The organism is Rhodococcus sp. 06-470-2 (assembly GCF_002258235.1).
Taxonomy (GTDB): domain Bacteria; phylum Actinomycetota; class Actinomycetes; order Mycobacteriales; family Mycobacteriaceae; genus Rhodococcoides.
This window is the reverse complement of the sequence record NZ_NOYB01000038.1, coordinates 333605-346899: the sequence shown is the minus strand read 5'-3', so window position 1 is coordinate 346899 and position 13295 is coordinate 333605. Positions and strand designations below refer to the sequence as shown.

At 65.5% G+C, this 13295-nt stretch carries 13 protein-coding genes; 7 read left to right on the top strand and 6 right to left on the bottom strand.

The genetic code is table 11. The features are described 5' to 3' along the window. The gene (locus tag CH276_RS22510; protein WP_094629632.1) at positions 1-363 is read left to right on the top strand and encodes a VanZ family protein; all 363 of its coding nucleotides are present in this window, start codon (positions 1-3) and stop codon (positions 361-363) included. A gap of 230 nt (positions 364-593) precedes the next feature. Next, positions 594-2015, top strand: coding sequence for a stealth family protein (locus CH276_RS22505; protein ID WP_094629631.1), 1422 nt, complete (start codon positions 594-596; stop codon positions 2013-2015). Here the strand turns inward: CH276_RS22505 and CH276_RS22500 are convergent. Further along, positions 2012-2923 carry a phosphodiesterase gene (locus CH276_RS22500; RefSeq protein WP_094629708.1) on the bottom strand — a complete coding sequence of 304 codons (912 nt, stop codon included), beginning with the start codon at positions 2921-2923 and terminating at the stop codon, positions 2012-2014. The two genes, CH276_RS22505 and CH276_RS22500, sit on opposite strands and share 4 nt — an antisense overlap. 160 nt (positions 2924-3083) lie before the next feature. Between CH276_RS22500 and CH276_RS22495 the strand changes: the two genes are divergently transcribed. Beyond that, positions 3084-3893, top strand: coding sequence for an alpha/beta hydrolase (locus CH276_RS22495; protein ID WP_094629630.1), 810 nt, complete (start codon positions 3084-3086; stop codon positions 3891-3893). Positions 3894-3965: 72 nt separating this feature from the next. Here the strand turns inward: CH276_RS22495 and CH276_RS22490 are convergent, their stop codons facing one another. Continuing rightward, positions 3966-5093, bottom strand: coding sequence for an acyl-CoA dehydrogenase family protein (locus CH276_RS22490; protein ID WP_094629629.1), 1128 nt, complete (start codon positions 5091-5093; stop codon positions 3966-3968). 17 nt (positions 5094-5110) lie between these two features. Further along, entirely contained in the window at positions 5111-6286 is a 1176-nt protein-coding gene (locus CH276_RS22485; RefSeq protein ID WP_032396511.1) for an acyl-CoA dehydrogenase family protein, read from the bottom strand. Positions 6287-6364: 78 nt separating this feature from the next. On the opposite strand from CH276_RS22485, the gene CH276_RS22480 reads away from it, so the two are divergent. From CH276_RS22480 to CH276_RS22465, 4 genes are read left to right on the top strand one after another with little or no spacing between them, the layout of a single operon-like run. Then, positions 6365-6919, top strand: a complete 555-nt coding sequence (locus tag CH276_RS22480) for a histidine phosphatase family protein (protein ID WP_094629628.1) — start codon at positions 6365-6367, stop codon at positions 6917-6919. Positions 6920-6933: 14 nt separating this feature from the next. After that, positions 6934-7416 carry a RidA family protein gene (locus CH276_RS22475; protein ID WP_032396509.1) on the top strand — a complete coding sequence of 161 codons (483 nt, stop codon included), beginning with the start codon at positions 6934-6936 and terminating at the stop codon, positions 7414-7416. A 38-nt stretch (positions 7417-7454) separates the two neighbouring features. Beyond that, the gene (locus tag CH276_RS22470) at positions 7455-8945 is read left to right on the top strand and encodes an ABC transporter permease subunit (protein ID WP_094629707.1); all 1491 of its coding nucleotides are present in this window, start codon (positions 7455-7457) and stop codon (positions 8943-8945) included. Then, the gene (locus tag CH276_RS22465) at positions 8942-9688 is read left to right on the top strand and encodes an amino acid ABC transporter ATP-binding protein (protein WP_094629627.1); all 747 of its coding nucleotides are present in this window, start codon (positions 8942-8944) and stop codon (positions 9686-9688) included. Before CH276_RS22470 ends, CH276_RS22465 begins: the two co-directional genes overlap by 4 nt. Here the strand turns inward: CH276_RS22465 and CH276_RS22460 are convergent. Genes CH276_RS22460 through CH276_RS22450 form a run of 3 tightly spaced genes read right to left on the bottom strand, consistent with a single transcriptional unit; the run spans position 9685 to position 13282 of the window. Further along, a complete protein-coding gene (locus CH276_RS22460; protein ID WP_094629626.1) occupies positions 9685-11793 on the bottom strand; it encodes a xanthine dehydrogenase family protein molybdopterin-binding subunit in 2109 nt (702 codons plus the stop codon). The genes CH276_RS22465 and CH276_RS22460 overlap by 4 nt on opposite strands. Beyond that, entirely contained in the window at positions 11790-12785 is a 996-nt protein-coding gene (locus tag CH276_RS22455) for an FAD binding domain-containing protein (protein ID WP_094629625.1), read from the bottom strand. Before CH276_RS22455 ends, CH276_RS22460 begins: the two co-directional genes overlap by 4 nt. Further along, positions 12782-13282 (bottom strand): 2Fe-2S iron-sulfur cluster-binding protein, encoded by a 501-nt coding sequence (locus CH276_RS22450; protein WP_094629706.1) that lies wholly within the window; start codon positions 13280-13282, stop codon positions 12782-12784. Before CH276_RS22450 ends, CH276_RS22455 begins: the two co-directional genes overlap by 4 nt. Between the last annotated feature and the right edge of the window lie 13 nt (positions 13283-13295).

The window sequence follows — 13295 nt, the reverse complement described above, 5'->3', positions numbered from 1 at the left end:
GTGTTCACGCAGTCGACGTTACGAATTCCCCTGGTCGTCACCTTCGTCGTCGCGCTGATCGTGCTCTTCACCCCCGCATCCGGGGTTCCCTCGGGATTTCAGCACAGCGACAAGATCATCCACTTCGTACTGTTCGCTGCGCTGGCGTACACCTCACGCCTGGCCGGAATCGACTGGATCCGAACCGCACTGTGGGTACTGACGTTCGCGGCGATCTCGGAGGTCCTGCAGGCGATCCTGCCTCTGGGACGCTCCGGATCGCTCGCCGACGCTCTCGCCGACGCCGCCGGAGTTGCTGTGGGCCTGGTCGCAGCGAGTCGGGTTCTACCGCAGCGCGTCGAACGCGCCCCGGACCTGCACTAGACTGACCCTGCACCGGGGTCCCTCGGCCAGCGCGCGACTCCGGAAGGAACGTCATCACCTCGTCTTCTGCCCCGCACGATATCTACCTCGTTCCACCGGAGCACGAGATCAACGATGCCGTCACCCGAGAATCTGCCGCATCCGCAGCGCGACTGAGCGAACGATCCGACGTCGTCAGCCACGACGGCCGCTACGCACTGACCATCACCTCCACCACCCCGCACCAGGCGATGGTCGAGGATCTGCTGTTCGTGCGCGCCGTACTCGACGCCGCACACATCAAGTACCTGCTCGTTCGCGGCAACGACGAACGGCCCGTCATCGCCATCGAGCTGGCCGCACGCGAAGCGTTGACCACGGCACTGGTGCACGCCTGCCGCGCCGAGCCGTTCTACTCCAAGACCGTCGATGCCCGCGGGAAAGCAGTGCTGGTGGCCGACGGCACACTCTCGCCGTCCGCGAACGCACGCATCGTCCGCCTGTACCGGCCGCGCGTCGAGCCGTTCAGTGGGTTGTACTACGGCGCGTCGACGGCCGTGCAGATCGAACTGTGGTCGTTCTCCCCGTCCGAGATCGTGCTGCCGATCGAGAATTCGCTGACCAGGCGCAACATCCGGCCCGACGAGGCCGTCCGCGGTACCGTCGAACGCTTCGGCAGAACCTGGCCGACCATCGAGAACATGTTCGCCGACCATGCGTCGGACATCAATTTCGAGATCGACATCGTCTTCTCCTGGGTCGACGGCTCCTCGGCCGAATTCCAGGCCCAGCGGGCGCGGCGGATGGCGAATTACGTCGTCGGTGAGGGCGACGACTCGGCGGCCCGTTACCGGCAGATCGACGAATTGAAGTACGCCCTGCGGTCGGTGCACATGTACGCGCCGTGGATCAGGCGGATCTTCGTGGCCACCGACTCCCCGAGGCCGGCGTGGCTCGCCGATCATCCCAAGGTGACGTTCGTGCCGAGCGAGGCGTTCTTCGTCGACACCTCCGTGCTGCCGACCCACAATTCGCAGGCCGTCGAAAGCCAGCTGCACCACATACCCGGCTTGTCCGAGCACTTCCTGTACTCGAACGACGACATGTTCTTCGGCCGACCGGTCAGCCCGTCGATGTTCTTCTCCCCCGGCGGGATCAGCATGTTCATCGAGGCGACGACGCGAATCGGGTTGGGTTACAGTGACGCCGACCGCAGCGGGTTCGAGAATGCGGCACGGGTGAACCGTCGAATCCTGCAGGACAGATTCGGTATGACCACTACCCGGCATCTCGAACACGCGGCAACACCGTTGCGGCGCAGTGTGATGCAGGAAATGGAGAACGAGTTTCCGGACGAGTTCGCGTCCACCGCCGCGAGCGCGTTCCGCGCCAGCACCAACATCTCGGTGACGAACTCGCTGTACCACTACTACGCGCTGATGAGTGGACGCGCCGTGGTCCAGAAGGACGCCAAGGTTCGGTACATCGATACCACGACGGTCGCGGGCCTCGACGCCATGGAGAAGTTGCTCCCCAAACGGTCGGTGGACTTCTTCTGCCTCAACGACGGCAGCTTCCCGGAGGTCGACCTCGACCTGCGCACCCGGACGGTGACGCAGTTCCTGGACAAGTACTTCCCCATCGTCGCGCCGTGGGAACGAGAGCAGCGCTAGGCGTCGCTGAACGTCTTCCGCCTCGCACTGTCCGCGATGGTGACTCCCGCTGCGCTCAGCCTGCGTGCGGTCTCCTGAGCCGAGACCGGTTCTCCCACAGTGTCGTACGAGCCCGTCGGCACCACCGAATGCACAACGGTGTCCTCGTAGACGTGGACCAGGTTGTAGCCCTGGGCACCGTCGCGACCGCGCAATCCACCGGCGGGCACGTTCAGATCCTGGGTGTAACACGTGGCCGACGCCACCGAGACGGGAATACCCGCGAACGTGGCCGTCGTCGAATAGTGCAGGTGCCCAGCGAGAATGGATCGCACGTCGGTTCCGCGCAACACATCGGCCAGGCGCGGCTGATCGATCAGCTCGACCAGAACCGCGAGATCGAGCACGGTCGGCACCGGCGGATGATGCATCGCCAGGATCGTGCCGAACTCGGCGGGCGTGGCGAGAGTATCTGTCAGCCAAGCCAATTGCTCGTCGCCGAGCTCGCCGTGATGGCGACCGGGAACCGTCGTGTCGAGCGTGACGACACGCAGACCGTCGACGTCGTGGACGCGATCGATGGACTGCACGGTCGGTTCGGCGTCGAGAAGCTTCTGGCGGAACATCGCACGGTCGTCGTGATTGCCCATCGCCCAGACGATCTGCGCACCGAGTTCCTCGGCCACGGGCTCGACCAACGCCCGCAGCTTCTCGTAGGCACCGGCCTCGCCCTTGTCCGTCAGGTCTCCGGTGAACACCAACGCGTCGGGGCGCACACCCGAGTTGCCTACGTCGGCCATCACCTGTTCGAGCCGCAACTCACTGTCCACGCCGCCGTACAACCGACCGCCACCGTCGACGAGATGCGTGTCGCTGATGTGCAACAAGCAGTGATGGGGACGTGGGTACTCGGCCATCCGAGACTTCATCGAACTCTCGCTCACGATCATCACCTACGGTTTTGCGATCGCCCGGGTCGGACGAACGCCACTGCTGCAAGCCAAGCATACGAGCGTTCGCTGAGAGGAAGCTGGTCGGATCTCGGCGGTGAACACCGCACGAACTTCCGGCGTGTGACAGGTTGTGGGCATGACGAAACCGACGCTGACGACTCTTCTGGCAACTGCAGGACTGACGGTGGGAGCGATGGTCGGCATCGGCGTCGCTCCCGCTGCCGCGCAGGAGCTGCCGACCGTGGTGCTGGTGCACGGAGCCTTCGCAGACAACACCAGCTGGGACGGCGTCGCCGAGGATCTACGCGGCCGCGGCTACCCCGTGGTGACGGCGGACAACTCGCTGCGCGGGCCCGCGATCGACGCGGCCTCGGTCACCGACGTGGTCGAGAGCATCGACGGGCCGGTGATCCTGGTGGGCCATTCGTACGGCGGCACGGTGATCAGCAACGTGCACGCCGACAACGTGGAGGCTCTGGTCTACGTCGCCGCGTTCATGCCCGTCGAAGGCGAACCCGTCGCCCCCGAACTCGATCCCATCCGATTTCCGGTGACCGCGCTGGTACCGCCGGTGATCGGGCTGACGGTCGTCGACGACGCGTCGAACATCATCGGCCGCAACGTCGACTCGTACATCACTCCCGCCCTGTTCCGTCCGTTCTTCGCCCCGGATGTCAGCGAGGAGCAGGCCGCTCGCATGGCCGCACACCAGAAGACGATCGCCGCAGGCGCCCTGCTCGAGCCGAGCGGCCCACCGTCCTGGGCGCACACGCCGTCGTGGGCTCTGATCCCCCAGCAGGATCAGATCATCCCGACCTCCGCCGAGCGGTTCATGGCGCAGCGGGCGGGCGCTCAGGTGACCGAGGTGCCGGGTTCGCACGCGATCCTGGTCTCGAACCCCACGGCCGTGGCCGACCTCGTCGCCGCGGCGGATGCGGGCAGCTGACACCTCCCGAAACGACCTCGGGCCCGGCCACCTTCGACAGGTGGCCGGGCCCGAGGCGTCTTACGACGAGAGTCAGATCCCGATGAGATCGTGATCGGCTACCTTCGACGCCAGGATGCGCAGGTGCTCGTCGGCACCACCGAGAGTGTGCTCGATGGCCACGAGCCGACTGGTGTAGTGCCCGACCGGATATTCGGCGGTGACGCCGATTCCGCCGTGCAACTGAATGGCCTCCTGGCCGATCTTGCGACCGGAGCGGGAGATCTGCAGCTTGGCGCGCGAGGCGATGGTCGGGTCGACGTTGCCATCCGCCAACGACATCGTGGCGTACAGACTCATGCTGCGGGCGAGTTCGAGCAGCACGTACATGTCCGCCGCACGGAAGGTGAGTGCCTGGAACTTGGCCAGCGGAACCCCGAACTGCTTGCGCGCCTTCAAGTAATCGGTGGTCAGTCGCAGCGCCTCCTCCATGGCACCGATAGCCTCGGCGCACAGCGCAGCCTGAGCCCGCACCTCGGCGCCGGTGATGGCCGCTGCCGCGTTCTCGGCGGTACCGAGCGGTTCTGCTGCGACATCGACGAATTCGATCTGCGCGGCGCGCTGACCGTCGTGGGTGGCGTAGGACTTGCGCGTGAGGCCGGTCGCATCGGCATCGACGACGAACAGTCCCGTGCCACCGGTGGGCAGCGCGGCACTGACAACGATGACGTCTGCGCTACCGCCGTGCGGAACCGGGTTCTTGACGCCGTTGATCGCCCACGATCCACCGTCCTCGGTGGCGGTGGTGGCGACCTCGATGTCGGGCCAGCGGCTGCCGGACTCGTTGTGCGCGAACGCCAACATCGACGACCCCTCGGCCACCGGCGGCAGGAGCCGCGCGCGCTGCTCGGCGCTGCCGAGCTCGGAGATCAACCCGCCGGGGACGAGGACGGCGTCGAGAATCGGCTCCGGCGCGAGGCGTCGACCGACCTCGGTCATCACGGCCATGATCTCCACGGGACCGGCGTCCATGCCGCCGTCTTCCTCGCCGAACGTCAGACCCAGCAGCCCGACCTCGGCCAGCTGCTTCCAGACGTCGGTGCTCCAGCCCAGTTCACCGGCAACGATCTTGTTGCGCTTCTCGGTGTCGTAGGCCCGCGTGAGCACCTCACGAGTGGTGTCGCGCAGCAGCTTCTGCTCTTCGTTGAGTTCGAAATCCATGTCTTTCAGATGCTCCCTTACAGTCCGAGAATCGCAGAGGCGATGATGGTGCGCTGAACCTCGTTCGAGCCGCCGTAGATGGACACCTTGCGGTAGTTGAGGTACCCCGGTACCGAGCGCTGCGCCCAGCCCTCGCTCTCGATGTCCTCGCCCGCCTCGTAGGGCAGTGAGTCCGGCCCGGCGACGTCCATCAGCAGTTCGGTCGTCGCTTGCTGCAATTCCGATCCCCGCAGCTTGAGGATGGACGACGCCGGATTCGGCTTACCGTCGTCCGAGCTCGACACCAGGCGCAGCTGAGTCAGCTCCAGGGCGAGCAGTTCGTTCTCGACCTCGGCCATCTTGGCCGCGAACAAGGGGTCGTCGAGCAATGTGCCGCTGCCGACCTTCGTCTGCGCTGCGTGCTTCTTCGCCTGTCCCAGATGCACTTTGGTGTGTCCGGCCCGGGCGACGCCGGTGCGCTCGTTGCCGAGCAGGAACTTGGCGTAGCTCCAGCCCTGGTTCTCCTCGCCGACGAGATTCTCCGCCGGAACGCGGACGTTGTCGAAGAAGACCTCGTTGACCTCGACGCTGCCGTCGATCAGCTTGATAGGGCGCATCTCGATGCCGGGAGTGTTCAGATCGATGAGCAGGAACGAGATTCCTGCCTGCTTCTTCGGCGCGTCCGGGTTGGTGCGCACGAGCGCGAAGATCCAGTCGGCGTACTGGCCGAGCGTGGTCCACGTCTTCTGTCCGTTGACGATGTAGTCGTCACCGTCGCGGATCGCGGTGGTGCGCAACGACGCCAGGTCCGATCCGGCCTCGGGCTCGGAGAAGCCCTGGCACCACCAGATGTCGAGGTTCGCCGTCTTGGGCAGGAACTTCTCCTTGAGCTCCTGAGAGCCGAACGTCGCGATGACCGGGCCGACCATCGAGGCGTTGAACGCCAGCGGCTCGGGCACCGACGCCAACTGCATCTCGTCGAGCCAGATGTGGCGCTGCACAGCGGTCCAGTCGCGGCCACCGAACTCGGCCGGCCAATGCGGCACGGCCAAGCCGTTCTCGTTGAGGATTCGCATGGTCGTGACCACCTCGTCCTTGCTCAACTCCTGACCCGTCGCGCTCTTCTCGCGAATCTCGGCCGGGACCTTCGTGGTGAAGAACGTCCGCATCTCGTCACGGAACGCGGCCTCTTCTTCTGTGAGGGCAAGATTCATCGACAATCCTCCAAGCTCGTTCGCGTATCTTCGTATCGACCGTACTCCCTGGTAACTCTGGGATATTCTCCGCTCACTATGACTCTTCTGGCACTGGTTCGGCACGGTGAAACGAACTGGAATCTGCACGGGCGTCTGCAGGGCTCATCGGACATTCCTCTCAACGACACCGGCCGTGCCCAGGCCCGCGAGGCCGGCCACGAACTCGAGTACCGAACGTGGGACCACCTGGTCAGCTCCCCGCTGATCAGAGCAGCGGAAACCGCGGACATCATCGGCGCGCACCTGGGCCTTACCCGCACCGCCGAGTTCCCCGACCTGGCCGAACGGTATTTCGGTGACGCCGAAGGATTCACCGACTGGGACGCGTACTCGCACTGGCCGGACGGCCGGTATCCGGGCCTGGAGCCACGCTCGAACCTGATCGTGCGTGGCGTGCGCGGCGTGGACGAGATCGCCTCGCGCTATCCGGACTCCGCGGTGATCGCCGTGGCGCACGGCGGCGTCATCCGGGCGATCTTCGACGCGATCCGGCGACGCCACTCCCCACGCATCCTCAACGCGGGCGTCTCCACCCTCGAACACGACGGTTCTCACTGGACCGTTCGCACCATCAACGGCATCCCGGTCTGACAGAGTTTTCCTTCATGGAGATCGAACGTCGCATCACCGAACTGGGCTTCACCTTGCCCGGCGAACCGACCGCCCCACCCGGTTTCGAGTACTCGTTCGAGTGGGTTCGCGTGCGCGGCAACCGAGTCTTCGCGTCGGGCCATTCGCCGCTGGAGCAGGACGGTGCCCTGGCAGGACCGTTCGGCGCAGTGCCATCACAGGTGAGTCTCGACGCCGCCACCGACGCCGCGCGCGATGCGGCTCTCGCCGTGCTGGGCAGCCTCGCCCGTGCGATCGGCGACCTCGATCGAATCAGCGCGTGGCTGACCGTCACCGGATCGGTCAACGCCGACCACGGTTTCACTCAGACCACCACGGTCGTCAACGGCTTCTCCGATCTGGTTCTCGCCATCTTCGGTCCCGAGATCGGTGCCCATGCCCGCACCGCACTCGGGGTGGCCGCACTGCCGATGAACAACACCGTCGTGGTGTCAGCGGAACTGGAGATCGACGGGTAGGTTTGCTCCACTCGTACATACGGCGAAAGCGGGCGCAGATGGTGCGCAGATCGATTCTTGCTCTGGTCGCGATTCTGATCGCCATCCTGGGGTTGTCCGGCTGCAGCTCGTCCTCACAGTCGCTACTGGACCGGGTGAAGGACGAGGGCGTACTGGTCGTCGGTACCGAGGGAACCTACAGTCCCTTCAGCTATCAGGGCGACGACGGACAACTCACCGGTTACGACATCGACGTCATCAACGCGGTCGGTGCAGAACTGGGCGTACGCGTCGACTTCGTGCAGACCCCGTTCGACTCGATTTTCGCCGGCCTGCAGTCCCAACGGTTCGACCTCATCGCCAACCAGGTCTCGATCACTCCTGCGCGCCAGTCGGCCTACGACCTGTCCACGCCCTACACGGTGTCGGAAGGCCAGATCCTCACCGCCGCAGACGACTCCACCATCACCTCTCTCGCCGACCTGGCCGGCAAGACCACCGCCCAATCCTCGACGAGCAATTGGGCGGAGGTCGCGGCGAACGCAGGCGCGAACGTCGAGGCCGTCGAGGGATTCGTCCAGGCGGTCACGCTCGTCAAGGACGGCCGCGTCGACGCCACCGTCAACGACTCCCTCGCCATCGCCGAGTACCTGCAGCAGACCGGCGACACCGGCGTGAAGATCGCAGGCGAGACCGGAGACACGACCCTGCAATCGTTCGTGGCCCGCAAGGACAGTGGGCTGATGGACGAGGTCGACACGGCCATCGACACACTGCGCGAGAACGGCACCATCGCCGAGATCTCGAACAAGTACTTCGGCAGCGACGTCGCCGCACCGACCGCGGACACCGTGGTTCCGGAGAGCGAGGACGCCGGAACCACTGCACCGTCGAAGATGCAGTTGGTGCTCGACAACCTGTGGCCGATGCTCGAAGCCACTGTGACCATGACGATTCCGCTGACCGCCATCAGCTTCGTCGTCGGACTCGTCATCGCCCTCGCCGTGGCGCTGGCACGCATCTCGTCGAACAAGCCGCTCGCCGCCGTCGCCCGGTTCTACGTCTCGATCATCCGCGGCACTCCCCTGCTGCTGCAGCTGTTCATCATCTTCTACGGGCTGCCGCAGTTCGGCATCGTGATCTCGCCGTTCCCGGCCGCGGTGGTCGCATTCTCGTTGAATGTCGGTGGCTACGCGGCCGAGGTCATCCGTGCCGCGATACTGAGCGTGCCCAAGGGCCAGTGGGAGGCGGCGCAGACCATCGGGATGGGCTACCGAACGACGCTGCAGCGCATCGTGCTTCCGCAGGCACTGCGTACCGCGGTGCCACCGTTGTCGAACACGCTGATCTCGCTCGTCAAGGACACCTCGCTCGCCTCGACCATCCTGGTGACGGAGCTGCTGCGCGTCGCGCAGCTCGCGGCGGCACCGACCTTCGACTTCTTCACCCTGTACTCCGTTGCGGCGCTGTACTACTGGGCGATCTGCATCGTTCTCTCGTTCTTCCAAGGCAAACTCGAAGTCCGACTCGACAGGTACGTGGCCAAATGACAGACCTGCTGGAAGTATCCGCACTGAAGAAATCGTTCGGGCCACTCGAGGTGTTGAAGGACATCTCGTTCGGCGTGCCGTCCGGCACCGTCACCGTCATCATCGGACCGTCCGGATCCGGCAAGACCACGGTGCTGCGCACACTGAACGCACTCGATCAGGCCGACGCAGGCATCATTCGTATCGGGGACGTGTCGGTGGATTTCTCCGAGCCCGTCGGAGCGCCGCAGCTCCGACATTTCCGCGCCCAGAGCGGCATGGTGTTCCAGAGCCACAACCTGTTTCCGCACAAGACGGTGCTGCAGAACATCATCGAGGGACCGGTGATCGTGCAGAAGCGCGCCAAGGACGACGCCATCCGCGACGCGCACGCCATCCTCGATCAGATCGGTCTCGACGCCAAGTCCGACCAGTACCCGTTCCAGCTCTCCGGAGGCCAGCAACAACGCGTCGGAATTGCGCGAGCTCTCGCCCTTCGACCCAAGCTGATGCTGTTCGACGAGCCCACCTCGGCCCTCGATCCCGAGCTCGTCGGCGAGGTTCTGGCCGTCATCAAAGGCCTTGCCGCGCAGGGCTGGACCATGGTGATCGTCACCCACGAGATTCGCTTCGCGCAGCAAGTCGCCGATCAGGTGCTGTTCATCGAGAACGGCGTCGTCCTCGAACGCGGCACCCCGGAGCAGGTGCTGGTGAACCCCACCGAGCCCCGCACCCGCCAGTTCCTGCAGCGGATATTGGCCTAGCGGCCAGTGGAGTGGTCAAGTGCCGCCTGGGGCACTTGACCACTCCACTGCGTCAGCACCTTGTCCAGGGTGATCGGCAGGTCGCGGACGCGAACGCCGGTGGCGTTGTAGACCGCGTTGCCGATGGCCGCCGAGGATCCGACTGCGCCGATCTCGCCGATTCCCTTGCCGCCCATCGGCGCGAGTTCGGTATCGACCTCCTCGATCCACACCGCCTCGAGGTCGGTGACGTCCGCACACGCCGGGATGTGATACTCGGCGAGATCGTGATTGGCGAACCCGCCGAACTCGTGATCGGTGATGCCGTTCTCCATCAGTGCCATTCCGAGTCCGAACGTCATGCCGCCGATGAGCTGAGACCTGGCCAGCCGCGGATTCATCACCGCGCCGATGCCGAACACCCCGAGCATCCGTCGCACCCGCACCTCGCCGGTGTCGATGTCGACCGCGACCTCCGCGAACTGAGCGCCGAACGCCATGCGCGCCAACTCCTTCTGGCCCTCGACGTCGTCGGTGGTGTCGGCATCGGCAGAGTTGCCCGGCTCGTACGAACCCTGTGCCTTCAGCGAGTGGCAGACCTTGGTGACGGCCCACCCCCAGGACGACGTACCCGAGGACCCACCGGCTCCGGGAGCTTTCGGCAGAGCGCTGTCGCCGAGTTCGAGTACGACGGCATCTGCGTCCACCTCGAGGGCATCGGCGGCGATCTGGCGCAGCACGGTGCGCGCTCCGGTCCCGATGTCCGACGCGGCGACGGACACCGTGATCGTGCCGTCCTGCTCCACACGCGCCGACGCGGTACTCGGTGAGATCAACACCGGGTAGCTCGCCGTCGCGACTCCCATGCCGATCAGGGTGTTGCCTTCTCGACGCTGACCGGGCGTGGCGTCGCGGCGGTCCCACCCGAACTTCTCGGCACCCTCGCGCAGGCACTGGACCACGCTGCGAGAGCTGAACGGGTTGCCGCTCGCGGGATCGACGTCCGGCTCGTTGCGGATCCGCAGGTCGATCGGATCGATGCCGGTGGCCACAGCCAGTTCGTCGATGGCCGTCTCGACGGCGAACATGCCGGGCGCTTCACCGGGAGCCCGCATCCAGCGCGGAGTTCCGACGTCCAGCTGCGCGAGTCGGTGAGTGGTGCGACGGTTCGGGGACGCGTAGATGTGGCGAGTGGATTCCGACGTCTGCTCGCAGAACTCGAAGATCGTGCTGGTCTGCTGAAACGAGTCGTGCGTGATGGCCTGCAGGGTTCCTGTCGAATCAGCGCCCAGCCGGACGCGATTGAGCGTCGGGGTGCGATAGCCGACGACGTCGAAAAGAGCTTGCCTCGGCAACACCAACTTGACGGTGCGGCCGGTGGCTCGCGCGGCCATCGCCGCGAGGATCACGTTGGGCCGCGTACTGCCCTTGGCTCCGAAACCGCCGCCGACGTTCTCCGCGATCACTCGAACGTTCTCGGGCTCGAGGTCGAAGGCCGTGGCGAGGTCGCCCTGAACACCCGACGGTGCCTGCGTCGAATCCCAGACCGTCAGCACGCCGTCGGACCACTGCGACGTGGTGGCGTGCGGCTCCATCGGACTGTTGTGCATCGGCGCGGTGGAGTACCAGTTGTCGATCAGATGCTCGGCCGATGCGAGCGCCGCATCGGGATCGCCGACGGTGACGTCGGTGGGAAACCCCGCGTTGACCGATTCCGGCGCATACAGCGAACCGTGGTCTGCGGTCAGAGTGTTGTCGGGAGAACGCACGTCGGCGTAGCGCACGTGCACTCGGGCTGCGGCGGCGCGGGCATCCTGGAGGGTGTCTGCCACGACGACGGCCACGATCTGACCTCGATAGGCGACGGTGTTCGACTGCAGCACATGCAGTTCGGCGTCCTCGATATCACCCAGTTGCTCGGCGTTGTCGTGCCACAGAACTGCGTGAACCGTAGCGTCGGCGTCCAGTTCGACACGTTCGACCGTGCCGGCAGGAACAGTCGCGGGCACGTACCAGGCGTACAGCTGCCCGACGGCCGGCGGCTGCTCGGCGGCATAACGGGCTCGACCGGTGACCTTCGCGATCGATTCGGTGCGCTGGATCGGTTGTCCGATCGATGCGGTCATGACCGATCTCCCGACTCCGTGAGTTCGACCAACGTGCGAGCGACCAGGTTGGTCACGAGCGGGACCTTGAATGCGTTGTCACGCAACGGCTCTGCCGCGTCGAGTTCCAGTGCGATCGCGCGCCGGAACGACGCCTCGTCGGCGGCCGCGCCGAGCAGCGCGTGCTCGGCCGTGCGGGCCCGCCACGGTTTGTGCGCGACACCGCCCAGCGCGATCGACACCCCGCGCACGATCCCGTCCTCGACGTCGAGAGTGGCGGCGACCGAGGCGATCGCGAAGGCATAGGACTGCCGGTCGCGCACCTTGCGGTAGGTCGAGACGGTACCGGCCGCCGGTGCCGGAATCTCGATGGCCGTGACGATTTCGTCTCGGGCGACGGTGTTGTCGCGCTCGGGCGCGTCACCGGGCAACCGGTAGAAGTCGTCGATATCGACCACACGCTCACCGTCGACCCCCTGGACGACGATGCGTGCGTCGAGGGCGGTCAGCGCGACCGCCATGTCGGAGGGATGCGTCGCCACGCAGGCCTGCGAAGCTCCGAGAATGGCCAGGTTTCGGTGTTCACCCGTCCGGGCCGGGCAGCCCGAACCGGGTTCGCGTTTGTTGCACGGCTTCGATGCATCCATGAAGTACACACACCGGGTGCGCTGGAACAGGTTTCCGCCCGTGGTCGCCATGTTGCGCAACTGGCCCGACGCACCGGAGAGCACGGCCCGTGAGAGCACCGGATAACGCTGACGCACCACCGGATGCACCGCGAGATCACTGTTGGTCACACCCGAACCGACACGAAGCGATCCGTCGTCGGATACGTCTATGTCGTGCAACGGAAGTCGCGTGACGTCGATCAGCGTCGTCGGACCCACGACACCGAGCTTCATCAGGTCGACGAGGTTGGTTCCCCCGCCGAGCACCATCGCGTTCTCGTTCTCGGCGAGGCGGGCCACGGCGTCGTCGACCGCGGTGGCTGCGTCGTACTCGAAGGTCTTCACGATGCGTCCCGTACGGCCGAGACGATATTGCAGTAGGCACCACAACGACAGAGGTTGCCGCTTATACGTTCTCGCACTTCATCGGAGTCGAGTTCGATGTCGGCGGCCTCGATGTCCTCGGTGACCGCGCTCGGCCAACCCTGCTTCGCCTCTTCGATCACCGCGACCGCCGAACAGATCTGCCCGGAGGTGCAGTACCCGCACTGGAACGCGTCGCGATCGACGAACGCCTGCTGCACGGGATGCAGTGTGTCGCCGTCGGACAATCCCTCGATCGTCGTGATGTCGCGATTCTGTTGTGCAACCGCGAACGTCAGGCAGCTGTTGATCCGCCGTCCGTCGACCAACACCGTGCAGGCACCGCACTGCCCGTGGTCACACCCCTTCTTGGCACCGATCAGATCGAGGTTCTCCCGAAGAGCGTCGAGCAGGGTGGATCGGGTGTCGCAGTCGATCTCGCGATCGATGCCGTTGACACGGAGGGTGACGTTGGTCATGCACGGGCGGATA